Here is a 26,985-nt window from a genome sequence, read left to right on the forward strand (position 1 = left end):
AATGTCTGCACAACGCTAGGCAGCCCGCCATAAAGCCGCCGGCACCCGGCCGCTGCAGCGCGCGGCCAGACTCTTTGTCGGGAAAAACGTAATCATGCCGATTGCCTTTCCGTGCAGCAGCCTCATGCTGCTCCATGTGGTCACAGTGCCGCTGCCGGCCACGCCGGTGGAAACGGGCGTGGCGGAACACCACGCCAGTGCCGTGCGCCATGGCGCGACCGGCCTGCGCCGGCCCCTGCTGCAGGCCGCCAGCACCCCCGCGGCCAACGACGCCGCCACCAGCTGAGTCAGCGGCTTAAGAACCCGTTTCAGAATGAAAAAGGGGCCCGGCAGCAGCCTTCCCTTTGGGTTCAAGCCAGGCGCGGCGCATGCGTTGTTACGGGCCTTGACCTTGGAATGACTAAGGCCGGCGGCCCGCGCCTAGCCTGCGCCGCGCCTGGCTTGAACGCGTCCCCATTTTCATTCTGAAACGGGTTCTAAAGCAGCAAAAGCGCCAATGCTGGCAGCATCGCTGCCGGCATGATCACGGCCCCCACGCGCAGGAACTGGCCGGCGCTGACCATATGCCCTTCGCGCCGCAGCGCCGTGAGCCACAGCAACGTGGCCAGCGAGCCGGTGACGGACAGGTTGGGGCCAAGGTCAATGCCGATCAGCACTGCACCGGTCACGGCGTGCGAGGCATGTCCGCCCGCCAGCGCCGAGGCGGCGATCAGGCCTGCCGGCAGGTTGTTGGCGATATTGCCCGCCAGTGCCACCACCGCGCCCACGCCCAGCAGGGCCAGCGCGCCGCCGTCGCGCGACGCCGCTGCGACGGCATCGGCCAGGTGGCCGATCACCACGGTCTGCTCCAGCGCCGCCACCAGCACGAACAGCCCAGCCACCATCGGCAACACCCCCCATGAAACCTCGCGCAGCGCCGGGACCAGCAGCTCGCGCCGGGTGGCGCAGACCAGCAGCAGCGTGGCCACGCCCGCCGCGCAGGTCGGCCAGCCCAGGTCGTTGCCGCGCAGCGAGGCCACCAGCAGGATCAGGCCGGTCAGCACGATACCCAGCGCGGTCAGCCGGGCCTGCGGCGACAGCGGCGGCACCGGCACGTCATGTTCGATGGGCTCGGCCAGCGCCGCGCGCTGCGTCCACCACAGCGCCGCCAGCGTGGCCAGCACCGCGGCCAGCGACGGCAGCGCGAAGCTCGCCAGCCAGCCCGCCAGCGGCGGCATGCGTGTGCCGAAGATGACCAGGTTGGCCGGGTTGGAGATCGGCAGCACGAAGCTGGCGGCATTGGCGATGAAGGCGCACGCGTACAGGTAGGGCAGCGGATGCCGGACCCGCGCGGCGCGCGTGGCGGCCAGCACTGCGGGCGTCAGCACCACGGCGGTGGCGTCGTTGGACATGAATGCCGTCACCAGTGTGCCGAAGCCGTACACGAGCAGAAACAGCCGCAGCGCCGAGCCGCGCGCCCGGCGCACGGCGAGCGCGGCGACGTGGTCGAACAGCCCGGTCTTGCGGGCCAGCTCGGAGATCAGCATCATGCCCGCGAGAAACAGGTACACGTCGTAGCCGCGCAGCACCGCCGCCAGCGCGTCGGGCAGCGCCATCAGGCCGGTGACGCACAGCAGCAGGGCGCCGGCGGTGGCCCAGAAGGCTTCGGGCAGGCGGAACGGGCGGAACAGGACGCCGGCCGTGGTCAGCGCGGCGACCGACCAGATCAGCAGAGGGGCGTGGCTGGACATCGGGATCGGGACAGTGGAAAGCCCGAAGTCTACAGGCTGGCGTCTGCGGGGACGGCCGGCGTGGCAGCGCCGGGCGCCGACAGTCCAATCGCCTCGCTGGTGACGGGCGTCGGTGCGGAGCCAGCCGGTGCCGCGGCCGCGGGCCCGCCGAGCCTGCTGGCGACCGGATCGACCGCCGGCGCCGCCGCGGGTGCCGGTGGCGGGAAGCCAATGGCAGCGATGCCGTGGCTGCCATCGGCATACTCGGCGTACATCCAGTCGTCGCTCACGCGGACCACGCCGGCGGGCGCTTCGGCTGCAGGCACAGGCACGCCCGCAAGGCGGCCCTCCATATAGGCGGCCCACACCGGCAGCGCGGTGGTGGCGCCGAATTCATGCTCGCCCAGGCTGCGGTTGTCGTCGTAGCCCATCCACGCCACCGTGACGACGCCGCCGGCGTAGCCCGCGAACCAGCCGTCGACCGAATCGTTGGTGGTGCCGGTCTTGCCGGCCACGTCGTCGCGGCGCAGGTAGCGGCGCACGCCGGCGCCGGTGCCGTCGTCGACCACGCTGCGCAGCAGGCTGTCCATGACGAAGGCGTTGCGGGCGCTGATCACGCGCGGCGGGGCCGGGCTGTCCGTGGCGTTGCCCGGCTCGGCAGAGAACAGCACCTTGCCTTCGCTGTCGGTGATGCGCGCGATCAGGTAGGGCTCGGTGCGGTGGCCGCCGTTGGCAAAGACGCCGTAGGCCGCGGCCAGGCGCAGCGGCGAAGTGGTGCCGGTGCCCAGTGCCAGCGGCAGGTAGCGCGGCAGCCGTCTGGGCGCGAAGCCGAAGCGGCTGGCGAACTCCACCGCGTACGGGATGCCGATCGCCTGCAGCGTGCGGATCGCCGGCAGGTTGCGCGATTCGGCCAGCGCCTGGCGCACGGTGATGGGGCCGACAAAGCGCCCGTCGTCATTGGTCGGCTGCCAGCGCGAACCATTGGGCAGCGGCGCGTCATTGATCAGCGTGCGGGGCGACACGCCGCGCTCCAGCGCCGCCGCATAGACGAAGGGCTTGAAGGTCGAGCCCGGCTGGCGCTGCGCCTGGGTGGCATGGTTGAAGCGGCTGGTGGCAAAGTCGGCGCCGCCCACCATCGCCTCGATCGCGCCGGTGGCGCTGTCCAGCGATACCAGCGCGGCCTGCGGACCCTGCGACAGGTCCTTGACGAACTTGCGGTGGCGCCGCGCGTAGCCTTCCAGCCCACCGTGCACCGCATCGTAAGCCAGCGTCTGTCGCACCGACGACACCGTGGTGTAGACGTTCAGGCCGCGCGTGTAGGCCTCGTCGCCAAAGCGCTCGCGCGCCAGCTGGCGCGCGAGTTCGGCCACGTACTCGGCATGCCCGGCAAAGCTGCCGGGGCTGTTGTCGGAGATCGCCAGGCGCGCGGCGCGGGCCTCGCGGTAGTCGTCCTGGCTGATCATGCCCAGCGCCAGCATGCGGCCCAGCACATATTCCTGGCGCCGCTTGGCGCGCGGGAAGTTGACCACCGGGTTGATGGAGGAGGGGGCCTTGGGCAGCCCCGCCAGCATGGCCGTCTCGGCCAGCGACAATGACGCCAGCGGCTTGCCGAAGTACGCATGCGCGGCGCTGCCGAAGCCGTAGGCATGCTCGCCCAGGTAGACCTGGTTCATGTACAGCTCAAGGATGCGGTCCTTGGGCAGGGTCTGGTCGATGCGCCAGGCCAGCAGCATTTCATACCACTTGCGCGCCAGCGTCTTTTCGCGCGACAGGTAGAAATTGCGCGCCACCTGCATGGTGATGGTGGAGGCGCCCTGCGCATAGCCCTGGCCCAGGTTGGCCAGCGCGGCGCGCAGCACGCCGGGGAAGTCGACACCCTCGTGCTGGTAGAACTGGTCGTCCTCGGCTGCCAGCAGCGCCTGGACCATGCGCGACGGCATCTGCCCGAAGGGGATGAACTCGCGGTGCTCGCTGCCGAACTCGCCGATCTGCACGTTGTCGCTGGTGTAGATCCGCAGGGGCACGTCGGGCCGGTAGTCGCGCAGGGCGTCGACTGGGGGAAGCTGCCGCAGGCTTACCACCGCGGCAAAGCCGGCAAGCAAGGCACCGGCTGCAGCCAGCGCCAGTACGGCGCCGCCTGCCTTGACTGCGATTTTTTTCATGCGCGCATTTTACCCGCTGGCTGACTGGTGCTAGCGCCTGGCCGCCAGCGGCAACGGATTGCCGAGCTCGTCATGGTCGACGGGCGGCGTGCCGGCGGCGGCCGGCGGGGCGGGCCGGGCGGGCTGTGCCGTAGCCACGCGCAGCCTGGCCTGGCTGTGATGCCGGGCAAATTCGCACAGCGCCAGCCAGGTCTCCTCGCGTTCGATGATAGTGAAGTGATCCGTGGCTGGCACGGTCTGCAGCGCCACCGGGCCCGGCCAGGCGGCCATGAGCCGTTCAGAGCATTCATGGGGCACGACTTCATCGGTCTCGGCCAGCAGCACCTTGGTGCTCTGCACGACCTTCTTGCAGTGCGAGATCGAATCGAAATGGTGGCGCATCAGCTGGCGCAGCGGCACCAGCGGGAAGCGCTTGCGCACCAGTTCAAGCAGTGAGTCGTAGGGCGTGATCAGCTGCAGGCTCTCGAAGTCCTGCAGGTCCGCCAGCTGGATCGCGACGCCGGTGCCCAGGCTGCGCCCCACCACATGCACACGGGTGTCGGGGAAGACACGCCGCGCATGCAGCAGGAACTGGCTGGCGTCGGCCACTGCGGCGCCCTCGGACGGGAGGCCGTCGGAGTGTCCCAGGCCGCGGTAGTCGTAGGTGGCGAAGGCCATGCCGGCGGGCAGCCAGCGTGCGTACTGCAGCGTTTCGAGCACATCCTCGCCACGCCCGGGCAGGTAGAACAGCAGGTCGCGCACGTTGTCGCCGGGGGTATGGTAGATGTAGCCGCGCACCACGCCGCCGGGGATCAGGTGCGAGTAGCCAATGATGCCGTCGGGCAGGTCGCGCGGCGGACGCCGGCGCGCATCGAACAGCAGCCGCTCCTGGTTGAGCGTCAGGTAGGTCCAGTAGCATGCGAAGCCGCTGGCAGTCATCAGCGCGGCTGCCAGCGTACGGCGGGTGATCAATGGCATGGCTAGTCTTCAGTGTCGCTGCCAGGCGAGGCGCACCAGCGCCGGCCTTGCCGCCCAGCCGCGCAGCCTACCTCATTTTTGTCTGGCGCAAGCGCGCAGCGCAAGCCGGCCGCCGCAGTTCTTGTACGATATACCTCATTCACGCGCGCGCGCCCCCTCCCGAGACGACGCGCATACGGAGCAAACAGGCATGAGCGAGCAGAAACACGAGCAATACCGCGCCGAAGAGGCGCAGGCGATGGAACGCGTGGTCGCGGCGACGCGGCAGGTGCAGGTGGCCTTCACCGCCTTGCAGACCCACTATCCGCCGCAGGGCAGCGGCAAGCCATCCAAGCTTGCGCTGCAGACGTTCGATGCGGCGCTGCAGGCGCTGGAAGATGCCCAGGCCACCTTCGACGAGATCCTGAACGACCTGCTCGACGAAAAACGCTGACCCCGGCCCGGCATGGCGCGGGGGCAATACATGGCCGGGAGCCTGTGATAAGGTTGCCGGAATACAGCCGCCCGGCCTGCCGCCGCACCTGAACTGCACGGCACGCGCCACGGGACGGCAGGGCAGCGGCCGCGACGCGCGCCGCCTGCTGATACAGGAGACCCGCCGTCATGCACCGTGCCGCCCATCCCGCTGCGCCTTCCGATGTTGCCCCCCAGGCTGCCCATGTCGACCCGACCGATGCCGACCGCGCCGGCCTGATCGCCCGCGCGCATGCGCGCTCGGCCGGCTTCGGGCTGGATGCGCGCCATGCGCCCGGCTTCGATGCCGTCAGCCCGCGCGCGCTGGGTGAGCTGGTGGACGCCAGCTGCGACCTGTACCGCCATGCCTTGCCGGTGATGGAGACCCTACACGCGCAGATCGCCAATACCGACAGCATGGTGCTGCTGACCGACAGCAGCGGCGTGATCCTGCACAGCCTGGGCGACGGCGACTTCGTTGCGCGGGCGCGGCGCGTTGCGCTGGCGCCGGGGGTGTCGTGGTCGGAGCCGAGCAAGGGCACCAACGCCATCGGCACCGCACTGGCCGAGGCCCGCCCCACCCTGATCCACGCCAGCGAGCATTTCCTCGAGTCCAACCACCAGCTGACCTGCTCATGCGCGCCGATCGCCAGCCCGACCGGTGCCATCCTGGGCACGCTCGATGTCAGCGGCGATCATCGCGGCTTCCACCGGCACACCATGGCGCTGGTGCGGATGTCGGCGCAGATGATCGAGAACCACCTGTTTGCCAACCACTTCCCGGACGCGCTGCTGGTGCGCTTCCATGCGCGGCCCGAGTTCGTCGGCACGCTGTTCGAGGGCATGGCGGCGTTCTCGCCCGACGGTGCTTTCCTGGCTGCCAACCGCAGCGGCCTGTTCCAGCTGGGGCTGGCCCCGCACGCGCTGGCGGCAGCCGGCTTTGCCGGGCTGTTCGGCCAGCCGGTGCGCGCGGCGATGCAGGCGCGCAGCGGCGCGGCGGGATCACTGCAGACGCTGACGCTGCCCAGCCGGGTACAGGTGTTTGCCCGCATCGAATACCTGGCCACGCCCATCGCGGTGCGCCAGCCCAGCGCCGAAGATCCGCTGCCGCCGGCACTTGCCGCGCTCGATACCGGCGACGCCGCCGTGGCCGCAGTGCTGCGCCGCGTGCGCAAGGTCAGCGGGCGCGATATCACCATCCTGGTCCAGGGCCGCACCGGCACCGGCAAGGAGTGGCTGGCGCGTGCCATCCACGCCGCCTCGCCGCGCGCCGGCGGGCCTTTCGTCGCGGTCAACTGCGCGGCCATCCCCGAATCGCTGATCGAGGCCGAACTGTTCGGCTACGAAGAAGGCGCCTTCACTGGCGCGCGCCGCCGCGGCAGCGAGGGCAAGGTCGTGCAGGCGCACGGCGGCACGCTGTTCCTGGATGAGATCGGCGACATGCCGCTGGCACAGCAGGTGCGGCTGATGCGTGTGCTGCAGGAGCGTGCGGTTACCCCGCTGGGCAGCGCCCGCGCGCTGCCGGTCGATGTGCGCGTGGTCTGCGCCACCCACCGCGACCTGCGCGCGATGATTGCCGATGGCGCCTTCCGCGAAGACCTGTACTACCGCATCAATGCGCTGGCCGTGACCCTGCCGTCGCTATGCGAGCGCAGCGACCTGCCGCTTCTGGTCGATCGCATCCTGCAGCGGCAGGGCGAAGACGCCGGCTTGCCGTCCCCGGTGCATGTCGACGCGCAGGTGCTGGCGCTGCTGCGCCGGCACCCGTGGCCGGGCAATATCCGGCAGCTTGCCAACGTGCTGCGCACGGCGGCGATCCTGGCGGAAGGGGAGGCGGAGATCGGGGTGGAACACCTGCCGGAAGGGTTTGAGCAGGAGTGTGGCGATGAGGTGGAGCGCTGTGATGCAGCGGCTTCTGCGCAGCCGCCGGCGTCCTCAAAGGCCAGCCGGATGCGCGACTGGGAAGCTGGCCTGATCCGGCAGGCGCTCGCCAGGCACGGCGGCAATGTCAGCCACGTGGCGCGTGAGCTGGGGGTGTCGCGCAATACGATCTATCGGAGGTTGAGGGAGGGGTTGGAAGGCGAGCCGGAATCGGAGCGCTGAGGCAGTCCCGCCGACCGCTTGTTTGCTCCCTCTCCCGCAAGCGGGAGAGGGAGCACTCCGTCGGCAAGCAACTACCGACATCAGCAAGCAATCACCCTCACAACCCCGGCTGTGCCGCCAGCCACGCAGCCTCTTCATCGCTGAACAACTCCGACCGGGTCAGGAACCGCTTCCCCGTCCGTCCCTCCAGCGAGAACATCCCGCCTGCCCCTGGCACCACATCGATCACCAGCCGCGTGTGCTGCCAGTACTCGAACTGCGCCCGCGTCATATAGAACTGCGCGCCGCCGATCTCGCCCAGGCAGACATCGGCCTGCCCCACCAGTAGTTCGCCGGCGGGGTAGCACATCGGCGCGCTGCCGTCGCAGCAGCCGCCGGACTGGTGGAACATCAGCGGGCCATGCCGCGCGGCCAGCTCCGCGATCAGCGTGAGCGCGGCCGGGGTTGCCACCACGCGTGCGACCGGCGCGGTGGCGGGAGCGGACGTCGAGCCCGCCATGGTCAGAAGAACCCGAGCGCGTTGGGGCTGTAGCTCACCAGCAGGTTCTTGGTCTGCTGGTAGTGGTCGAGCATCATGCGATGGTTCTCGCGGCCGATGCCGGACTGCTTGTAGCCCCCGAATGCGGCATGCGCGGGGTAGGCGTGGTAGCAGTTGGTCCACACGCGCCCCGCCTGGATGCCGCGGCCCATGCGGAATGCGCGCGCGCCGTCACGTGTCCAGACACCCGCACCGAGCCCGTAGAGCGTGTCGTTGGCGATGGCCAGCGCCTCTTCCTCGTCCTTGAAGGTGGTCACCGACACCACCGGCCCGAAGATCTCTTCCTGGAAGATCCGCATCTTGTTGTGGCCGGCAAACACCGTTGGCTTGACGTAGTAGCCGCCCGCGAGGTCGCCGTCCAGCACGTTGCGCTCGCCGCCGGTGAGGCACTGCGCGCCTTCCTTGCGGCCCAGGTCGATGTACGACAGGATCTTCTCCAGTTGTTCGGCGGACGCCTGCGCGCCGATCATGGTGCCGGTGTCGAGCGGATGGCCCTGGCGGATCGCGGCCACGCGCTTAAGCGCGCGCTCCATGAAGCGGTCGTAGATCGATTCCTGGATCAGCGCGCGCGACGGGCAGGTGCAGACCTCGCCCTGGTTCAGCGCGAACATGGCAAAGCCTTCCAGCGCCTTGTCGAAGAAGGCGTCGTCGGCGGCCAGCACGTCCTCGAAGAAGATGTTGGGCGACTTGCCGCCCAGCTCCAGCGTCACCGGGATCAGGTTCTGCGACGCGTACTGCATGATCAGCCGGCCGGTGGTGGTCTCGCCGGTGAACGCCACCTTGCTGATGCGCGGGCTTGATGCCAGCGGCTTGCCGGCTTCCAGCCCGAAGCCGTTGATCACATTGATCACGCCCGGCGGCAGCAGGTCGCCGATCACTTCCATCAGCACCAGGATCGAGGCCGGCGTCTGTTCCGCCGGCTTGAGCACCACGCAGTTGCCGGCGGCCAGCGCCGGGGCCAGCTTCCAGGTGGCCATCAGCAGCGGGAAGTTCCACGGGATGATCTGGCCGACCACGCCCAGCGGCTCATGGAAATGGTAGGCAATGGTGTCGGCGTCGATCTCGGAGATGCCGCCTTCCTGCGCACGGATGCAGCCGGCAAAGTAGCGGAAGTGGTCGACCGCCAGCGGCAGGTCGGCGGCGGTGGTTTCGCGCACCGGCTTGCCGTTGTCGATGCTCTCGGCCACTGCCAGCAGCTTCAGGTTGGCCTCGATGCGGTCGGCGATGCGGTTCAGGATATTGGCGCGCTCGGTGGTGGAGGTGTGAGCCCACGCGGCCTTGGCGGCATGCGCGGCGTCCAGCGCTGCGTCGACATCCTGCTGGCCGGAGCGCGGCACGCGCGTGAACGGCTTGCCGGTGATCGGGGTGATCGATTCGAAGTACTCGCCGCCGGCGGGCGGCACCCAGGCGCCGCCGATGTAGTTCTCGTACTGCTGCTTGTAGGGGTTGTTGACGCCCAGCTGGGCGATTTCCGCCATGTTCATGTCTCGCTCCGTTCAGTGATTTCTGTGGTGTCGTCACGGCATTCCGGCCATGCGCACAACAGGCAGATCGCAAGAGCTGTGCCGGGGCGGGAATCGAACGAAAGAACGGGGAAAAGCGGGGGGCGCGTGCGCGTGGCACGGGTGGGATATGTCACACGCCGGCACGGCTGTGCCAGCGCGTGACACCGGGTGTTCCAGAATGGAACACCCGGGGCAGGGCTTCAGTGCCCGGGGCCTGCGGCGCGCAGCGCCTTGACCGCGGCGGGCGTCACGTCGGCCGGCTGGCCGCCCCAGGTGGCGCGCAGGTAGTTGGCCAGCAGCGCCAGCTCGTCGTCGCTCATGCGCGCGGCAAAGCCCGGCATGTCCTGCATGGCCTCCGCGCCGGGGAAGCGCTGCGCCTCGATGCCGTCGAGCATCGACACGATCAGGTTGCGCGCATCGGTGTTGCGCACGGTCGAGTTGCCGGCCATCGATACCGCCACGTGCGGCTTGCCTTCGCCCTCGCGGCCGTGGCAGCCGGCGCAGACCGCCACATAGTGGCGGCGGCCCGGTGCCAGTTGCGCGGCATCGGCGTTGACGGGCTTGACTGGCTGCGGTGCGGGCGGCTTGTCCCCGAGCAGGTAGGTCGTCATCGCCGCCAGGTCGCCCTTGTTCAGGTACTGGCTGCTCAGATAGATCGCCGCCAGAATCATTCATATCCCGGCGGCCGGCCGTCCAAAGATCGGCCGGATAGGTGAAGGCGTTTAGCCCTGCGGCTGGCGCCGGCTGTCGGGCACGAAATGCCGGAGCGAACCGTCGCCATAGGCGCGCTGCACTTCGGATATCACCACGTGATAGCCGTCATACCACTTGCGGTACTGGCGCTTGGCGTCCAGGTGCCGCGGGTGGGTGGCGAAGGCCTGCAGGGAGTCCTTGTCGCGCCAGTAGTAGCTGGCGTTGGACAACTGGCCATCTGGCGAGCGCCAGGACTCGGCACCGACAAAGCCGGGTATGCCGGCGGCGATCTCGTCGATCAGGGCGCTAAGGCGGTGGAACTCGTCATCGGCCTGGCCGGGCCGGTAAATAAAGGCTGCGATATACATCAAGGGCTCTGCGTGAGAAACGGTTTCAGGCCGGGCGCGAGGTCAGCGCCAGCCGCAGCGCCAGCAGCACCAGCACGGCCGCAAGGCCGCGCGACTGCAGTGTCGCGGCCTTGGGGTGGCGTGACAGGAAGCGGCGCACGGTACCGCCAGCCGCGCCGAGCAACGCGTGAAACACGGTGGCGATCACTGTCAGGACCAGGCCAAGCATGAGCAGCTGCTGGGCTACGCCGCCCTTGCCGGGATCGACGAACTGCGGCAGGAAGACCATGAAGAACAGCAGCGCCTTGGGATTGAGCAGGCTGTTCAGCATGGCGCGCACAAACACCGAGCGCAAGGACGCTTGCGTCACCACTGCCTCCTTCAGCGCAAGCGGCTGCCGGAGCGCCTTGACCGCCATCCACAGCAGATAGGCCGCGCCGGCATAGCGGATCAGGTCGAACGCCGGCGCCCACGCCATTACCAGGGCGGTGATGCCGGTGGCGGTCAGGACCGTGAGGACCAGGTCGGCCACGGCAATCCCCAGTGCCGTCGCAACGCCGCCCCGAGGGCCATAGGTGATGCCATGTGCCATCACGAATGCCATGTTCGGGCCGGGTGACAGGAGCAGCAGCATCACTGCCGCGGCGAAGATCGACAGGGTGGTCAGGGCAATCATGTGCAGGAAATGGTTAGCGTTGACTAGGCATGCAGGCTATTCTTCTGGCCTGATACACGCAAAGCATTGTTCTAGATACAAAGCATGGCCCACGTGCGCTACAAAACCATTGTTGACGAGATTTCCGCGCGCATTCATTGCGGCGAGCTGCCTCCGGGCACGCAACTGCCGACGGTGCGTGCGCTGATGAAGCAGTACGGCGTGGCGCTGGCGACCGCGGCACGCGTCTATGTCGAGCTGGAGGCCGTCGGGCTGGTGGTCGGCGAGACCGGCAGGGGCACGTTCGTGCGCGATACCTCGCTGCCGCGCGGCCTGGGGCTGGAACAGCATCCGGTGCGCGCCGGCGCGGTGGACCTGACCTTCAACTATCCGTCGCTGCCCGGGCAGGTTGAACTGTTGCGCGATGGCTTGCGCAGCATCGCGGCCTCGGGCGATCTCGACGCGCTGCTGCACTCCGCGCCGCAGGGCGGGCGCCCGCACGAACGGCAGGCCGTCGCCAGGCACCTGCGCAACCGCGGCATCCGGGTGCCGGGCAGCCAGGTGCTGATCGTCAATGGCGCGCAGCAGGGCCTGGCGGTGACGGTGATGGGACTGCTCAATCCCGGCGACGTCTTGGCGGTTGACGCGCTGACGTATCCGGGCATGAAGGCGCTGGCGCAGCTGTACCGGCTCGACCTGGAGCCATTGCCGGCGACCGCCGCGGGCCTGGACCTGGATCGGCTTGCCGCGCTCTGCAAGCGGCGTCCGGTGCGGGCGGTCTACACCATGCCGACCATGCACAATCCGCTGGGCTATGTCATGAGCGAGGCGGACCGTGGCCGTCTTGCGGCCCTGGCGCAACGGCATGATCTGCTGATCATTGAAGACGGTGCCTATGCCTTCCTTGCCGAACCGGCGCCGAAGCCGGTGTTCACCTTCGCGCCAGAGCGGACCGTCTACGTCTCGGGCTTGTCGAAAAGCGTGGCATCGGGCCTGAGGATGGGGTTCGTCGCGGCGCCCGGGCCGCTGGTGCCGGCCCTGGAACGCGCCATTCGCGTGTCAACCTGGAACACGCCGTCGCTGACCGTGGCGTTAGGCTGCCTCTGGATCGAAGCCGGCACCGTCGATGACCTGGAGGAGCGCAAGCGCAAGGACGCCCGGCGCAGGCAGAGCCTGGCGCGGCGCATCCTGCGCGGCTGCCGCGTCACGGCGCACCCGTCTTCATACTACCTGTGGCTTGAACTCGAGGAGGACCTGCGCGCCGACCAGGTCGCGGCTGCCCTGGAGCAAGAGGGTGTGCTGGTGACGACGGCCGAGCCGTTCGCGGTCGGAGCGAGCGTGCCGCATGCGCTGCGGCTGGCGCTCGGGTCGATCTCGATGGATGCGCTGGAGCAGGCGTTGCGCAAGGTTCGGCGGGCGGTGGCAGCCTGAAGCGGCGGCAAAGGCTGCCGCGTCAGCGGAACACCAGCGTCCTGCCGCCGTTGCGCAGGACCCGATGTTCCGCATGCCATTTCACCGCCCGCGCCAGCGCCACGCATTCCACATCGCGTCCGATGGCGGTCAGCTGCGCGGCATCCATGGCATGGTCCACGCGTGCGACTTCCTGTTCGATGATGGGGCCTTCGTCGAGGTCGCCGGTCACGTAGTGCGCTGTGGCGCCGATCAGCTTGACGCCGCGCTCGTAGGCCTGCGCGTAGGGGCGCGCGCCCTTGAAGCTGGGCAGGAAGGAATGATGGATGTTGATGGCGCGGCCCTCCAGGCGGCGGCACAGATCCTCGGACAAGACCTGCATGTAGCGGGCCAGGACGACCAGGTCGATACTGTAGTCGCAGACCAGGTCCCACAGTCTCGCTTCCTGCGCGGCCTTGCCTTGCGGCGTGGCATTGAGCAGGGGCAGGTGATGGAACGGGATGTCGTAGCTCGCCGCAAGCTGGTAGAAGTCCTTGTGGTTGGAGACGATCGCCGGAATCTCGATGGGCAACTGGCCGGTGCGGTAGCGGAACAGCAGGTCGTTCAGGCAGTGGCCGATCTTTGACACCATCAGCATCACGCGCGGCTTGCGCGCGGCGTCGTGGAGGGACCAGTCCATTTCATGCGCGGCCGCCACGCCCGCCAGCGTGCTGCGCAGGGCAGCGAGCGCATCGCCGCCATCCTGGCCTTCTGGCAGCGGCCGCTGGAAGTGCACGCGCATGAAAAACCGCGCGCTGTCGCGATCGCCGAACTGCGCGGAATCTACGATATTGGCGCCGGCTTCCACCAGCAGCGCCGAGACGGCATGGACAATGCCTGGACGGTCGGGGCACGACAGCGTCAGGATGTAGCTGGCGCTTTCGGTCTGGATCACTGGCATGGGCACTCCGGTATCCGCTTGCATCGATGTTCAGGCCTTGGTCCGTTCGCTGGCCGGATCGTACGGCGCGCGCAGATGGATGCGCGCGGGCAGCAGTTGCCCGGCCAGGTCCACGTGATACTTGCCGCCCTCGATCCATGCCGCGTCGGCCGGACCATCGGCGCGTGCCAGAAGCCCCATGCCCACCGGACAGCCAAGGGTGTGGCCGAACGCGGCCGACGTCACGAAGCCGGCCGGGCGCACGGTGCCGTCCTGGGCGGTGCGCAGGATGGCCTCCCCGCCCCAGAGCATGGCCTCGCTGGCGCCGTCCAGCGTGACCACGGCAACGCGGCGCCGCACCTGCGCGGTGCCGCCGGCAGCGCGCAGCTTGAGCAGCGCTTCGCGCCCGCGGAACGGGATGCCCGTGTTCAGCTTGCAGGCAAAAGACAGCCCGGCCTCGAACGGATGAATGTCGGTGGTCAGTTCGCGGCTCCAGGCGCGGTAGCCCTTTTCGATGCGCAGCGATTCGATGGCGTAGTAGCCGGCATTGACCAGTCCGAAGCGTTTCCCGGCCTCGTGCAGGGTGTCATGGACGCCCACGGCGAATTCCACCGGGACATACAGTTCCCAGCCCAGTTCGCCCACATAGGTCAGGCGTGTCGCGCGCACCGTGGCATAGCCGAGATCAATCTCTTTCGAGGTGCCGAACGGGAACGCCTGATTGGAAAAATCGGTGCACGACACGCTCTGCAGCAGCTCGCGCGAGCGCGGGCCCATCACCGCCAGCACGGCGAACTGGCCGGTGACATCGACAATCGCGCAGCGCTTGTCGGCGGGAATCAGGCGCTCGATATAATTGAAGTCGCGCGTGGTCTGCGCCGAGCCGGTCACCAGCAAGTACTGGTCGTGCGCCAGCCGCGTCACGGTCAGGTCGGATTCATAGGTGCCGCGGTCGTTGAGCATGGCGGTGTACACGGTCTGCCCCGGCGGCACGGCCACGTCGTTGCTCATCACGTATTGCAGCACGGCCTCGGCATCGGCACCCTTGACGATGTACTTGGAGAACGAACTCATATCGAACAGCGCCACTGCCTCGCGGCAGGCGCGGTGTTCTGCGCCGCTCCACGGCAGCCAGTTCTGCTGCCCGAACGAGTAGCGGATCTCGGGCGACTGTCCGGCAGGCGCGAAGAAGTTTGGCCGCTCCCAACCCATCTTGCTACCGAAATTGGCGCCGGCAGCGTGCAGGTGGGCATAGAGCGGCGAGCGCCGGAACGGCCGCGCCGTATCCAGTTCCCGGTTGGGCCAGGGCATCGCGTAGTGCAGGCCCAGCGTTTCCTTGACGCGGTCGTGCAGCCAGCTCTCGTTGCCGTTGAAGCCGGCAAAGCGGCGGATATCGACCGGCCACAGGTCCATGGTCGGCTCGCCCGCGACGATCCATTCCGCCAGCGCCATGCCGGCGCCGCCGGCAGACGCAATCCCCATTGAGTTGAAGCCCGCGCCCACGTAGAAATTACGAAGCTCGGGCGCTTCGCCGAGGATGAAGTTGTTGTCCGGCGTGAAGGACTCGGGCCCGTTGTAGAACTGCTTGACCTGCGCCGACTCCAGTGCCGGAACGCGGATCAGCGCGTTCTCCATCAGGATCTCGAACTGGTCCCAGTCATCAGGCAGCAACTGGAACTCGAACGGCTCGGGAATGCCCTGCATGCCCCACGGCTTGGCATTGGGCTCGAAACCGCCCATCACCAGCCCGCCCACTTCTTCCTTGAAGTAGATGAAGCCGTCCGGGTCGCGCATCACCGGCAGGTCAGGGTGCACGCCGGCGATGCGCTCGGTGACGATGTAATAGTGCTCAGCCGAGTGCAGCGGCACGGTCACGCCGCACATCTGGCCGACCTTGCGCGCCCACTGGCCGGCGCAGTTGACGACGATCTCGGCCTCGATGCGGCCTTCGTCGCCGGCCTTGTTGCGCCAGCTCACGCCGGTGGCGCGGCCATCGCGGGTATGGATCGCGGTGATTTTCGTATCCTGCGCGATGACCGCGCCGCGGCTGCGCGCGCCGCGCGCCAGCGCCCGGGTCAGGTCGGTCGGGTTGGCCTTGCCGTCGCCCGGCAGCCAGACCGCCCCAAGCAGGTCGTCGGTGCGCATCACCGGCCACAGTTCGCCGGCCTGCGCGGGCGAGATCACCTCGCAATCCACGCCATAGGCCCGCGCCACTGCCGCGGTGCGGCGCAGTTGCGTCATGCGTTCCGCAGTGCGCGCGACCGACAGCGAGCCGCATTGCTTCCAGCCGGTGCCGAGGCCCGTTTCCGCTTCCAGTTCGCTGTACAGCTGGGCGGAGTAGCGGATCAGTTTCGTCATGCTTTCCTGCGAGCGCAGTTGCCCGACCAGCCCGGCCGCGTGCCAGGTGGTGCCGCAGGACAGCTGTCCCTGTTCCAGCAGGACCACGTCCTTCCAGCCGAGCTTGGTCAGGTGATAGGCGACGCTGCAACCGATGATGCCGCCGCCGATGATGACGACGCGGGAGTGGGATGGGATGACAGGGGACATGGCGGGAAAACCTCGGCAGGAAAGTGGTTGGCGTTGCCTGCCATGTTATGCAAAAAAACGCCAACCAACAACACAAAATGCCACATGCATCGGCGGATCAGCGCGCCAGTTGCAGTGTCAGGATCCCCGCCAGGACCAGCGCGGTTGCAATCAGCCGCCGCCGGTCGAAGGGCTCGCGCAGCAGGAAGTGGCCCAGCAACGCGGCAAAGATCACGCTCGATTCACGCAGCGCCGCCAGCTTGGTCACGGGCGCCATGGTCATCGCCCACAGCATCAGCGCATACGAGCCCACCCGGTTGATGCCGCCGATCCACGCGCGCTTCCATTCCGTGCGCATCAGCGTGACCAGCGCGGTGCCGCGCCGGCTGAAGGCGTAGGTCGGCATGAAGATGTGCGACATCGCCTGCAGCCAGACGATGTAAGTGAAGACCTCGCCGTAGCGCTTGACCGCGGTGCCATCGATTACGGTGCCGCCCGCCAGGCAGGCCCCGGCCAGCAGCGCAAAGCCGAGCAGGTCGGGCGTTTGCCGGCGCCAGCGCACCAGGCTGACCAGCCCGCAGCAGATCAGTGCAATGCCGGCATAGCCGCCAGGCCCCAGCCGTTCGCTGCCGGCCAGCAACAGCAGGATCGCCACCATCATCGGCGCCGAGCCGCGCATCAGCGGATAGGCCTGGCTGAAGTCGCCGCGGTTGTAGGCGGCCACCAGCGACAGCTTGTAGCCGACCTCCAGTGCCACGGTGGCCAGCAGGAAAGGCCAGACCTGGGGCGCGGGCAGCGGCACCAGGAACAGGAAGGGCAGCGCCACCAGCAGGCAGAAGGTGTCAATCAGCGCCATCGACGACAACCGGTCGCCGCCGATCTTGACGATGGCGTTCCACGACGCATGCATCAGCGCGGACAGCATCACGGCGGCAAAGGCGAGGCCGTGAAAGTCTGGGGGGAGGGACATGAAGGAGGGGTCGTTCTTGTGGTCTTCTGATGCGTTCGCAAGTCCGCTGGTTTGCTCCTCTCTCCCGCAAGCGGGAGAGAGGAGCCTGCTGCCGGGTGTTGGAGGAAAACGCCTTAAGCCGCTTCCGCCAGCGGCGCCTGCGCCTTGATCCCCATCTCGCCCAGCACCTCGCCGATTGCCGTCACGACATTGCGCATCTCGTTGTCATCAATTGCACCAATGCACCCGACGCGGAAGGTCTCCATCTGCGTCAGCTTGCCCGGATACAGGATGTAGCCGCGCTCGCGCACCTTGGCATAGAAGGTCTTGAAGTCATAGCGCGCATCGGCCGGCGCATGGAAGGTGACGATGATCGGCGCCTGCACCGCCGCCGGCAGGAAGGCGCGGAAACCGAGTGCGGCCATGCCCTGCACCAGCGCGTCGCAGTTCCTGCGGTAGCGCGCGCCGCGCACCGGCTGGCCGCCTTCTTCCAGGAACTGGTCGAGCGCGGTGCGGAAGGCCGCCACCACGTGCGTGGGCGGCGTGAAGCGCCACTGCGTGGTCTTCTGCATGTAGACGTACTGGTCATACAGGTCCAGCGCCAGCGAGTGGCTGTTGGCCTGGCTGGCTTCCAGCACGTCCTTCTTCACCAGCACGAAGCCCATGCCCGGCACGCCCTCGATGCACTTGCCGGTGGCGGCCACCAGCGCGTCGAACGGCATGGTGCGGGCGTCGATCTCGATCGCGCCGAACGAGCTCATCGCGTCGACGATCAGCCCCTTGCCCAGTCGCTGGCACAGCGCGGCGATGTCCTGCAGCGGGTTGAGCACGCCGGCGCCGGTCTCGCAGTGCACCTGCGCCACGTGGGTAATCGACGGATCGCGCCGGATGGCCTCTTCGATCACCGCGGCGGTGGCGGGCTGGTCTTCGGGGATCGGCAGTTCCACGCTGGCGCGGCCCAGCACCTTGCAGATCTTGAGGATGCGCTGGCAGTAGGCGCCGTTCTGCGGCACCAGCACCTTGCCGTCGCGCGGCACCACGTTGGCAATGGCGGCTTCCACCGAGAAGGTGCCGCTACCCTGCATCGGCACGCACACATGGGTGCCTTCGCCGTGGACGATGCGCACCAGGTCGTCGCACAGGCTGCGCGTGATGGTGTTGAAGGCGGTGTCCCACGAACCCCAGTCGCGCAGCATGGCCTGCTTGGTGGCGAGCGAGGTGGTCAGGGGGCCGGGGGTCAGAAGGATCGGGTCGTTGCCGCGAATCATGGTGAGCTCCTGATTGGGAAGGAGTGGAGATAGGAGAAGGTCAGTCGTTGCCCTGGCGCCAGGCCTGGGTCTTGCAATCGAGCACGCGTTGCAGCAGGTAATAGAGCAGGCAGGCGAAGGCCGAGGTCAGCACCACCAGCGTCGCCATCGCCGCCGCGGGGCCGATGTCGCCGGATTCATCCAGGTTGACGATCTCGACCGAGGCCAGCTTGGTGTCGGCGCCGTACAGGAACACCACTGCCGAGACCGTGGTCATCGCATTGATGAAGAGGTAGCGCGAGATCTCCAGGATGGCGGGCAGGCAGGCCGGCACCGTGACCTTGAAGAAGGTCTTGTAGAACGGCACCTTGAGCGACGCGGACACGGCCTCGAACTCGCTGTCGAGCTGCTTGAGCGCGGTCACGGCGGTCAGGTGGCAGGAGGCGTAATAGTGGACGATGGTCACCAGCACCAGGATCCCCAACGTCTGGTACAGCCCGTGCATCGGGTTGGCCTGCGGCACGAAGAAGAAGATGTAGCCCAGGCCCAGCACCAGCCCCGGCACGCCCATCGGCAGCACCGCCATCAGCCGCACGAAGCTGCGCAGCCAGTCCATGCCGCGGGTCTTCTCCAGCAGGTAGGCGGTGGCGAAGATGAACACCGGCCCGATCACGGCGGCCAGTCCCGCCATGCGCAGGCTGTTCAGGTAGGAATCGACCACGCCGCCCTCGACCAGCCCCACCCGGTAGTGGTTCAGCGACAGCGAGAAGTTGTACGGCCACAGCTTGACGAAGGATGCGTAGATCGCCATGCCCATCACCGCCAGCATCAGCGCCGCCATCAGCCAGCAGAACACCGCCATGATCAGGTCGAAGCGGCGACTGCGGCGCGGCACGTAGGGCACCGAGCGTGCCGACATCAGCGCCATCTGGCGGCGCTGCACGCGCGCATCGACGTAGTAGGTGACGGCCACCGGCACCAGCAGCATCAGCGATACCACCGCGCCCTGCGAGAAGTCCTGCATGCCGATCACCAGCTTGTAGATGTCGGTGGCCAGCATATGGAAATTGCCGCCGATCACCTTGGGGATGCCGAAGTCCGAGATCGCATAGGTGAACACCACCATGGCCGCGCTGACCAGGCCGTAGCGCGCGCCCGGCACGGTGATGGTGAAGAATTTGCGCACGGTCGAGGTGCCCAGCGCATCGGCCGCCTCATACAGCCGCGCGTCGGTCAGCGACAGCGCGGTGATCAGGATCATCAGCGCATGCGGGAAGGTGGCGAACACCAGCGACGCCACGATGCCCAGCGGCCCGTAGATCTGGGTGCTGCCCATCCACGGCTTGAACAGCCCCTGGTTGCCGAACCAGAAGATGAAGGAGATCGCCGCCAGCAGCGATGGCGCCAGCAGCGGGATCAGCGCCAGGTTGCGCAGCAGGCCCTTGCAGGCGATGCGGCTGCGCGTCAGCGCATAGGCAAAGCTGAACGCCAGCGGCACCGTGATGCAGGTGGCCAGGGCAGAGACCCACAGGCTGTTCCACACCGAGCGCAGCAGCGCCGGCGACTCGAAATACGCGCGGAAGTGCGCGATGCCGGCCAGGCTGCCGTCGCGGTTCTGCACGCTCTTGGCCAGGATCATCACGATCGGCGCCAGCACGAAGCATGCAAGCGCCAGCGCGGCCAGCGCCAGCAGCACGTGGGCGAGGCGGTCGGTCCAGTGTGCGCGCACCGCGGTGGCGACCAGGGCCGGCGGCGCGGGCTGCGCGCCAGGGTTGGCAGGCCCGGCCGGCCCGCTGGTGGCGGGGGCGGGGACGGTATCGGTGGCCGGCATGGTGGCAGACGTAGTGGCAGACGTGGTAGCCGGCGCCGCAGTGAGGCTCATGCGCATGCGTGGCGGAAAATGCGGATACGGTCAGCGGGAATGGCCAGGCGCAGCAGGTCGCCGGTGTTCGGGCGCAGCTCGTGCAGGTCATTGAGGGAGAGGTCGGCGTACAGTGCGCCGGACGCTGCGTCAGGCAGGCGCAGCGTCAGCCGCGAGAACGCGCCGAGGAACTCGATCTTGTCGACGGTGGCCTCCAGCACGTTGGGGCCATGCTGTTCGATGCCGCGCACGCAGACGTCTTCGGGGCGGAAGAACACCTGCACGTCCTCGTCGGCGCAACAGCCCTGGGGCGCGGCGCAGCGCATGCGCACGCCGCCCAGGTGCAGCTCGCCGTCGCCGCAGACGCGCGCGCCCAGCATATTGGTCTTGCCGACGAAGTCCGCGGCGAACGGCGTGGCCGGGCGCTGGTAGATCTGCGCCGGCGTGCCTACTTGCTCGATCGCGCCCTGGTTCATCACCACGATGCGGTCGGCCATCGACAATGCCTCTTCCTGGTCGTGTGTGACCAGGATGGTGGTGATGTTCAGCCGCTGCTGCAGCGCGCGGATCTCGCTGCGCAGCCGCACCCGCACGCGGGCATCGAGCGCTGACAGCGGCTCATCCAACAACAGTAGGCCGGGCGAGGTGGCCAGCGCGCGCGCAATTGCCACGCGCTGCTGCTGGCCGCCGGAAAGCTGCGCCGGGTACTGGTTGCCGCGCTCGGGCAGCCCCACCAGCGTCAGCAGCTCATCCACGCGGGCGCGGCGCTGGTCACGCGGCATGCGGCGGTTGACCAGGCCGTAGGCCACGTTGTCCGCCACCGTCAGGTTGGGGAACAGCGCGTAGGACTGGAACACGATGCCGTAGTCGCGCTCCATCGGCGGCAGCGTGGAGATGTCGCGCCCGCCCTGGTGGATGGTGCCGGCGCTCTGCGATTCCAGCCCGGCGATGATGCGCAGCAGCGTGGTCTTGCCGCAGCCCGACGGGCCCAGGAAGCACAGCAGCTCGCCCTGGCGCACGTCCAGGTCGATATGTTGGAGTGCCACGAAGGCGCCGCTGCTGCCGCCGAAGCGCTTGTGGATGCCTTTCAGGCTGAGGTAGGTCTCGGCCGTGGATGGGGAGGTCTGCATGGCGTGTGGGCCCGGTGTGTTCTGTTGGGGGACCCGGCGTCCTCTGCCCCGGGGCGAGGGCGCCGGTACAGGACGGCGCTCAGGCGCTCAGGGCTGCTTCTCCGACTTGCTGGCATAGCGCTTCTGCCACTCTGTCAGCACGCGCTCGCGGTTCTTGGCGATATGGCTGAAGTCGTTCTTGACCAGCATCTGCTCGTAGTTGGCCGGGATGGTCTCGATCTTTCTCGCCACGCCCGGGTAGGCGACGATGGCCCAGTCCCTGGCAAACAGCTGGTTGGCCTCCTTGCTGGCCAGCCAGTCCATATAGCGCTGCGCGGCCTCCATCTTCCTGGTGCCCTTGACGATGCCGGCAGCCTCGATGTCGTAGCCCAGGCCTTCCTTGGGGAAGATCATCTCGATCGGCGCGCCCGAGGCCAGGGTCTTGTGCGCGCGCAGTTCGAACGAGATGCCGATCGGGAACTCACCCGAGCCGGCCTGCTTGCATGGCTTGGATCCCGAATGGGTGTACTGGGCGATGTTCTCGTGCAGAGCATCCATGTACTTCCAGCCATCCTGCTCGCCATAGAGCTGCAGCCAGGCGGTCACGTCCAGGAAGCCGGTACCGGAAGAGGCCGGGTTGGGCATCACGATGGTGCCCTTGTAGACGGGCTTGGCCAGGTCCTTCCAGGTCTCGGGGCGCGGCAGGTTGCGCTTCTTGGCTTCGATGGTGTTGAAGCAGATGGTGGCGCCCCAGACGTCCAGCCCCACCCACGACGGCGGCGTGGCCTTGTCGCTGTAGTCGCGCGTCAGTTTCTCGAAGCCCTTGGGCGCGTAGGGCGCCAGCATCCCTTCCTGCTTGAGCAGTTCCAGGCTCGACGCCGCCAGCCCGGCGATAACGTCGGCCTGCGGGTTGCCTTTTTCGGCCAGCGCCTTGGCGGTGATGACGCCGGTGGAGTCGCGCACGTACTTCAGTTCGATATCGGGCGCTACCTTGGCAAAGCCCTCGGCGTACGGCTTGAGGGTCTCGATCTCCCACGCTGTGTAGACGGTGAGGGTGGTCTTCTGGGCCAGCGCCGTGCCGGAGGCGGCTAGCGCAAGCATGGCGGCGGCGGTGCGCAGGGTGGATGTGAAGGACGGTTGCATGGGGACTCCTTCTGGCATTGTAGGTGGAGATATGTGTCGATTTGGTGAATATGTTGCATTGCCGCGGGGCATGCCGCACAACATTGAATCACCGTGAAACCCTTGTGCTACAACACTTGCAAGACATATACCTGGTTTTCCGCGCTCCGTACGACACCAACTGCGCTACACCGATGTCTTGATTGTTGACAATATACAAACCGCTTGCTTTAATGGCAATAAGGATTTTCGATATCCCGCAATCCGTCACAAACGGGAGTTTTCATGTCACGCCAAGCACCGCTGGCAAGCGAAATCACCATCCTGCAGAGCCAGTCCCTGGCTACCTTGGTGCAGCGCGAACTGGAACTGCGGATCATGTCGGGCGACCTGCCCCCCGGCGCCAAGCTCAATGAGATCGAGGTGGCAGGGCAGCTCAATGTGTCGCGCGGACCGGTGCGGGAAGCCTTCCGGGCGCTGGAGCAGGCCGGCCTGCTGCGCACCGAGAAGAACCGCGGCGTGTTCGTGCGCGCCATCTCGGTGGAAGAAGCCGATGAGATCTATGAGCTGCGCGCCGTGCTGGATGAGTTCATCGGCCGGCAGCTGGCCGCCCGCATCACGCCCGAGAGCCTGCGCGAACTGCGCGCGCTGGTGGAATCACTGGGCGCCGCCAGCCAGGCGCGCGATGTCGATGAGTACACGCGGTTGAACCTGGCGTTCCACGACCGGATGGTGGAACTGGCCGGCAACCGCAAGCTGCTGGATACCTACCGGCGCCTGGTCAAGGAGCTGACGCTGTTCCGGCGCGAAGCGCTGTCCGGCAGCCACGCCGCCATGCCCGACTCCACCCGCGAGCACCGCGCCATCGTCTCGGCGATTGCCGCGCGTGACGGCGAACTGGCCGCGCGCCTGATGCGCGAGCACGTCGAGCGTGGCCGCGCCCGCATGCATGCCGCGGTGGACCCGGCCAGCGCCGACAAAGGCGCTGCCGCCTGAATCCGACCGCATCCACGGAAAGTACCGACCCCGATCGCGCCCACGCACAGGAACCCCAACATGCCTGACACCAATGCCCGCACCATTACCGTCAACCAGCGTACCTATCGTTGGATGCAGCAGCCCGTCGTGGTGGTCTGCGTCGACGGCTGCGAGTTCGACTACCTGGAAGCCGCCGCCGCCAGCGGCCGCGCGCCCTACCTGAAGCAGCTGCTGGAAGCCGGCTCCGCCTTCCGCGGCGCCTGCGTGGTGCCCACCTTCACCAACCCCAACAACCTGTCCATCGTCTGCGGCGCGCCGCCCGCGGTGCACGGCATCTGCGGCAACTACTTCTTTGACCGCAGCGCCAACGGCGGGCGCGGCGAGGAAGTGATGATGAACGACCCCAAGTACCTGCGCGCCGGCACCATCCTGGCCGCGTTTGCCGACGCCGGGGCCAGCGTCGCCGTGGTGACCGCCAAGGACAAGCTGCGCCGCTTGCTGGGCCACGGCATGCAGGGCATCTGCTTCTCGTCGGAGAAGGCCGACCAGGCCACGGTGGAAGAGAACGGCATCGACGGCGTGGTCGAACTGGTCGGCATGCCGGTGCCTGACGTGTACAGCGCGGAGTTGTCGGAGTTCGTCTTCGCCGCCGGCGTGCGCCTGATGGAAACGCGCCGCCCGGACCTGATGTACCTGTCCACCACCGACTATATCCAGCACAAGTTCGCACCCGGCTCGGACGGTGCCAACGCCTTCTACGCCATGATGGACAAATACCTGGCGCAACTGGACGCGCAGGGCTGCGTGGTCGCGCTGACCGCCGACCACGGCATGAACGCCAAGCACGACGACGCCACCAAGGCGCCCAACGTGATCTACCTGCAGGACCAGCTGGACGCATGGCTGGGCCGCGGCGTGGAAGACGGCGGCGCGCGCGTGATCCTGCCGATCACCGATCCCTACGTGGTCCACCACGGCGCGCTCGGGTCCTACGCCACCATCTATCTGCCCGACGATGCGGACCCGGCCGCGATCCAGGCCCGGCTGTCCGACCTGCAGGGCGTGGAAAGCGTGCTGACCAATGCCGAGGCCTGCGCGCGCTTCGAGCTGCCGCCTGACCGCGTCGGCGACCTGGTGGTGACCAGCGACAAGCATGTGGTGCTGGGCACCAGCCGCAGCCGCCACGACCTTTCCGGGCTGGACGCGCCGCTGCGCTCGCACGGCGGCGTGTCGGAGCAGACCGTGCCGCTGGTATTCAACCGTGCCACGGCCGGCATTCCCGGCAAGGCCCTGCTGCGCAACTTCGACATCTTCGATGTCGCGCTGAACCATCTGCACTGAGTGCATTGAGCCGTACCGAACTGTATTGACCGGAGGAGACACATGAACGCCCCCCAATTCCCCGCTGGTGCCGTCAACCCCCATTTCCGCGCCGAGGCCCTGCGCATCGACGGCCAGAAGATCGTGCGCGAGCGCGTGATCGAAGTGCGCAATCCGTATGACGGCACGCTGGTCGGTACCGTGCCCAAGGCCACGCTGGACGATGTGCGCCGTGCCTTCGAAGTGGTCCAGGCCTACCGCTCCACGCTGACCCGCTATGAGCGCGCCGCCATCCTGAACCGCGCCGCCGCGCTGCTGCGCGAGCGCACTGAGGAAGCGTCGGACCTGATCACGCTGGAATCCGGCCTGTCCAAGAAGGATTCGCTGTATGAGATCGGCCGTGTCGCCGACGTACTGGGCTTTGCCGCCACCGAGGCGCTGCGCGACGATGGCCAGTTGTTCTCGTGCGACCTGACTCCGCACGGCAAGAAGCGCCGCGTGATGACCCAGCGCGAGCCGCTGCTGGGCGTGATCTGTGCCATCACGCCGTTCAACCACCCGATGAACCAGGTGGCGCACAAGGTGGCGCCGTCGATCGCCACCAACAACCGCATGGTGCTCAAGCCGTCGGAAAAGGTGCCATTGTCGGCGTTCTACCTGGCCGACCTGCTGTATGAAGCCGGCCTGCCGCCGCAGATGCTGCAGGTGATCACCGGCGACCCGCGCGAGATCGCCGACGAGCTGATCACGCACCCCGCCGTGGACCTGGTGACCTTTACCGGCGGCGTGGCGATCGGCAAGTACATTGCCAGCAAGGCCGGCTACAAGCGCGTGGTGCTGGAACTGGGCGGCAACGACCCGCTGATCGTGCTGGACGACGCCGACCTGGACCGCGCCTCGGACCTGGCGGTGCAGGGCTCGTACAAGAACTCCGGCCAGCGCTGCACTGCGGTCAAGCGCATGCTGGTGCATGAAGCCGTGGCCGCGCGCTTTACCGAACTGGTGGTGGAGAAGACCCGCGCGTGGAAATACGGCGACCCGATGGACCGCGGCGTCGACATGGGCACCGTGATCGACGAGCAGGCCGCGCAGCTGTTCGAGGCCCGCGTCAATGAGGCAGTGGCGCAGGGCGCGCGGCTGCTGGTGGGCAACCAGCGCAACGGCGCCAGCTATTCGCCGACGGTGCTGGACCGCGTGGACCCGTCGATGACCGTGGTGCGCGAGGAAACCTTCGGGCCGGTTTCGCCGATCATCACCTTCCGCGACGTGGGCGATGCCATCCGGATTTCCAACGGCACCGCGTTCGGGCTGTCCTCTGGCGTCTGTACCAACCGCATCGAGGATTTCACCAGGATCGCCAATTCTCTGCATGTGGGTACGGTCAACCTGTGGGAGGTGCCCGGCTACCGTATTGAACTGACGCCGTTCGGGGGGATCAAGGATTCGGGGCTGGGCTACAAGGAAGGCGTGCAGGAGGCGGCAAAGAGCTTTACCAACCTGAAGACGATTACGTTGCCGTGGGGGTGAGGGAAGGCGGCGCATCCCTGGCAAGCCGGCCACTGCGCCGGCTTTTGCCTGCATTGCGCTAGAATCGGCGCCCAACAGGTACTTTCCCGCCCATCGCGCCCCAATCCGGAGTCACCGTGCTCGCCGAACAACGGCAGAAATACATCCTCGACCAGCTGTCCGCCACCGGCGCGCTGGCCATCAGCGAACTGGTGACCGAGCTCGACGTCTCGCGCGAGACCATTCGGCGCGACCTCAACGCGCTGGCCGCGCGCGGCCTGCTGGTGCTGACCCACGGCGGCGCGCTGGCCTCGGACCGCACCGAGCCCGATACCCAGACCCGCGCCGCGGTCAATGCCGAAGGCAAGCGCGCTATTGGCGTGCGTGCGGCGGAGCTGGTGCGCGACGGCGCCTCCCTGATCCTCGACTACGGCACCACCACCCACGCGGTGGCGCAGGCGCTGCATGGCCACCACAACCTGCTGGTCTACACCAACGACCTTGCCATCGCCCAGCTGCTGGGCCGGCGCAACGGCAACCGGGTGATCGTGCTGGGCGGGGAGCTGCAGGACAACGAAGACGCCACGCACGGCTGGGACACCATCGAACAGCTGTCGCGCTACCACACCGACTTTGCCTTTGTCGGCATCGGCGGCGTCACGCCGCGCGGCGAGATCTGCGACTTCTCCCGCGCCGCGGCGGAGCTGCGCAGCCGCATGCTGCTGGCCGCCGACGTGGCCTGCGTGGTGGCTGACCATACCAAGTTCGGGCGCAATACCGGCGTGACCATCAAGCATTTCGACCTGGCTGCCTGGCTGATTACGGATATGGCGCCGGAGCCGGAACTGGCGGCGGCGCTGAAGGAGCGCGGGACGAAGCTGCTGATTGCTTGAGCCGCAGGTGCCTTGGCGCTCTG

At 67.7% G+C, this 26,985-nt stretch carries 22 protein-coding genes and 1 pseudogene; 8 read left to right on the top strand and 15 right to left on the bottom strand.

Going from position 1 to position 26,985, the window contains the following annotated elements:
- Positions 1-94: 94 nt before the first annotated feature.
- On the top strand, positions 95-286 hold the full coding sequence (locus tag AC1Q7H_RS26455; RefSeq protein ID WP_041228694.1) for a hypothetical protein: 192 nt from the start codon (positions 95-97) through the stop codon (positions 284-286).
- 190 nt (positions 287-476) lie between these two features.
- Here the strand turns inward: AC1Q7H_RS26455 and AC1Q7H_RS26460 are convergent, their stop codons facing one another.
- The 3 genes from AC1Q7H_RS26460 to AC1Q7H_RS26470 are packed head-to-tail and all read right to left on the bottom strand — an operon-like array spanning position 477 to position 4,828.
- Positions 477-1,730, bottom strand: a complete 1,254-nt coding sequence (locus tag AC1Q7H_RS26460; protein ID WP_013953569.1) for an arsenic transporter — start codon at positions 1,728-1,730, stop codon at positions 477-479.
- Positions 1,731-1,759: 29 nt separating this feature from the next.
- Positions 1,760-3,871 carry a penicillin-binding protein 1A gene (locus AC1Q7H_RS26465; RefSeq protein ID WP_013953568.1) on the bottom strand — a complete coding sequence of 704 codons (2,112 nt, stop codon included), beginning with the start codon at positions 3,869-3,871 and terminating at the stop codon, positions 1,760-1,762.
- Between the two features lie 30 nt (positions 3,872-3,901).
- Positions 3,902-4,828, bottom strand: coding sequence for an alpha/beta hydrolase (locus AC1Q7H_RS26470; RefSeq protein ID WP_013953566.1), 927 nt, complete (start codon positions 4,826-4,828; stop codon positions 3,902-3,904).
- A gap of 190 nt (positions 4,829-5,018) precedes the next feature.
- Here AC1Q7H_RS26470 and AC1Q7H_RS26475 point away from each other — a divergent pair, with 190 nt between their 5' ends.
- Together AC1Q7H_RS26475 and AC1Q7H_RS26480 are read left to right on the top strand one after the other, a co-directional pair.
- On the top strand, positions 5,019-5,261 hold the full coding sequence (locus tag AC1Q7H_RS26475) for a hypothetical protein (protein WP_018308883.1): 243 nt from the start codon (positions 5,019-5,021) through the stop codon (positions 5,259-5,261).
- 170 nt (positions 5,262-5,431) lie between these two features.
- Positions 5,432-7,384, top strand: coding sequence for a sigma-54-dependent Fis family transcriptional regulator (locus tag AC1Q7H_RS26480; RefSeq protein WP_013953565.1), 1,953 nt, complete (start codon positions 5,432-5,434; stop codon positions 7,382-7,384).
- Between the two features lie 97 nt (positions 7,385-7,481).
- Here the strand turns inward: AC1Q7H_RS26480 and AC1Q7H_RS26485 are convergent, their stop codons facing one another.
- The 5 genes and pseudogenes from AC1Q7H_RS26485 to AC1Q7H_RS26505 all read right to left on the bottom strand — a co-directional run bounded on the left by AC1Q7H_RS26485 (position 7,482) and on the right by AC1Q7H_RS26505 (position 11,143).
- Entirely contained in the window at positions 7,482-7,883 is a 402-nt protein-coding gene (locus tag AC1Q7H_RS26485) for a DUF779 domain-containing protein (protein ID WP_013953564.1), read from the bottom strand.
- A 2-nt stretch (positions 7,884-7,885) separates the two neighbouring features.
- Positions 7,886-9,406, bottom strand: coding sequence for an aldehyde dehydrogenase (adh, locus tag AC1Q7H_RS26490; RefSeq protein WP_013953563.1), 1,521 nt, complete (start codon positions 9,404-9,406; stop codon positions 7,886-7,888).
- A 221-nt stretch (positions 9,407-9,627) separates the two neighbouring features.
- A pseudogene (locus tag AC1Q7H_RS26495) lies at positions 9,628-10,083 on the bottom strand (c-type cytochrome); the annotation flags it as partial.
- A gap of 66 nt (positions 10,084-10,149) precedes the next feature.
- The gene (locus AC1Q7H_RS26500) at positions 10,150-10,488 is read right to left on the bottom strand and encodes an antibiotic biosynthesis monooxygenase family protein (RefSeq protein WP_013953561.1); all 339 of its coding nucleotides are present in this window, start codon (positions 10,486-10,488) and stop codon (positions 10,150-10,152) included.
- Positions 10,489-10,513: 25 nt separating this feature from the next.
- Positions 10,514-11,143 carry a LysE family translocator gene (locus AC1Q7H_RS26505; RefSeq protein ID WP_013953560.1) on the bottom strand — a complete coding sequence of 210 codons (630 nt, stop codon included), beginning with the start codon at positions 11,141-11,143 and terminating at the stop codon, positions 10,514-10,516.
- Positions 11,144-11,227: 84 nt separating this feature from the next.
- Between AC1Q7H_RS26505 and AC1Q7H_RS26510 the strand changes: the two genes are divergently transcribed.
- Positions 11,228-12,553 carry an aminotransferase-like domain-containing protein gene (locus AC1Q7H_RS26510; protein WP_211981906.1) on the top strand — a complete coding sequence of 442 codons (1,326 nt, stop codon included), beginning with the start codon at positions 11,228-11,230 and terminating at the stop codon, positions 12,551-12,553.
- A gap of 22 nt (positions 12,554-12,575) precedes the next feature.
- Here AC1Q7H_RS26510 and purU read toward each other — a convergent pair whose 3' ends face one another.
- The 7 genes from purU to AC1Q7H_RS26545 form a co-directional block, all read right to left on the bottom strand.
- Complete coding sequence (purU, locus tag AC1Q7H_RS26515; protein ID WP_013953558.1) at positions 12,576-13,472, bottom strand: formyltetrahydrofolate deformylase; 897 nt, start codon at positions 13,470-13,472, stop codon at positions 12,576-12,578.
- A 30-nt stretch (positions 13,473-13,502) separates the two neighbouring features.
- On the bottom strand, positions 13,503-15,998 hold the full coding sequence (locus tag AC1Q7H_RS26520) for a GcvT family protein (protein ID WP_492381907.1): 2,496 nt from the start codon (positions 15,996-15,998) through the stop codon (positions 13,503-13,505).
- Between the two features lie 97 nt (positions 15,999-16,095).
- A complete protein-coding gene (locus AC1Q7H_RS26525) occupies positions 16,096-16,947 on the bottom strand; it encodes an EamA family transporter (RefSeq protein WP_013953556.1) in 852 nt (283 codons plus the stop codon).
- A gap of 113 nt (positions 16,948-17,060) precedes the next feature.
- Positions 17,061-18,194: a 2-aminoethylphosphonate--pyruvate transaminase gene (locus tag AC1Q7H_RS26530; RefSeq protein ID WP_013953555.1), complete on the bottom strand. Its 1,134-nt coding sequence runs from the start codon at positions 18,192-18,194 to the stop codon at positions 17,061-17,063.
- 40 nt (positions 18,195-18,234) lie between these two features.
- Positions 18,235-20,061 carry a putative 2-aminoethylphosphonate ABC transporter permease subunit gene (locus tag AC1Q7H_RS26535; protein ID WP_013953554.1) on the bottom strand — a complete coding sequence of 609 codons (1,827 nt, stop codon included), beginning with the start codon at positions 20,059-20,061 and terminating at the stop codon, positions 18,235-18,237.
- Complete coding sequence (locus AC1Q7H_RS26540) at positions 20,052-21,164, bottom strand: putative 2-aminoethylphosphonate ABC transporter ATP-binding protein (protein WP_013953553.1); 1,113 nt, start codon at positions 21,162-21,164, stop codon at positions 20,052-20,054. The genes AC1Q7H_RS26535 and AC1Q7H_RS26540 overlap by 10 nt, the downstream gene beginning before the upstream one ends.
- Before the next feature lie 87 nt (positions 21,165-21,251).
- Positions 21,252-22,286 carry a putative 2-aminoethylphosphonate ABC transporter substrate-binding protein gene (locus AC1Q7H_RS26545; RefSeq protein ID WP_013953552.1) on the bottom strand — a complete coding sequence of 345 codons (1,035 nt, stop codon included), beginning with the start codon at positions 22,284-22,286 and terminating at the stop codon, positions 21,252-21,254.
- A gap of 264 nt (positions 22,287-22,550) precedes the next feature.
- Between AC1Q7H_RS26545 and AC1Q7H_RS26550 the strand changes: the two genes are divergently transcribed.
- The 4 genes from AC1Q7H_RS26550 (at position 22,551) to AC1Q7H_RS26565 (ending at position 26,962) form a co-directional block, all read left to right on the top strand.
- Positions 22,551-23,261, top strand: coding sequence for a phosphonate utilization associated transcriptional regulator (locus AC1Q7H_RS26550; protein ID WP_013953551.1), 711 nt, complete (start codon positions 22,551-22,553; stop codon positions 23,259-23,261).
- 60 nt (positions 23,262-23,321) lie between these two features.
- Positions 23,322-24,584 (top strand): phosphonoacetate hydrolase, encoded by a 1,263-nt coding sequence (gene phnA / locus AC1Q7H_RS26555; RefSeq protein WP_013953550.1) that lies wholly within the window; start codon positions 23,322-23,324, stop codon positions 24,582-24,584.
- A 42-nt stretch (positions 24,585-24,626) separates the two neighbouring features.
- Entirely contained in the window at positions 24,627-26,090 is a 1,464-nt protein-coding gene (phnY, locus tag AC1Q7H_RS26560) for a phosphonoacetaldehyde dehydrogenase (protein WP_013953549.1), read from the top strand.
- 116 nt (positions 26,091-26,206) lie between these two features.
- Positions 26,207-26,962, top strand: coding sequence for a DeoR/GlpR family DNA-binding transcription regulator (locus AC1Q7H_RS26565; protein ID WP_013953548.1), 756 nt, complete (start codon positions 26,207-26,209; stop codon positions 26,960-26,962).
- Positions 26,963-26,985: the final 23 nt, after the last annotated feature.

The sequence above is a fragment of the Cupriavidus sp. GW823-FHT06D04 genome, assembly GCF_058795055.1.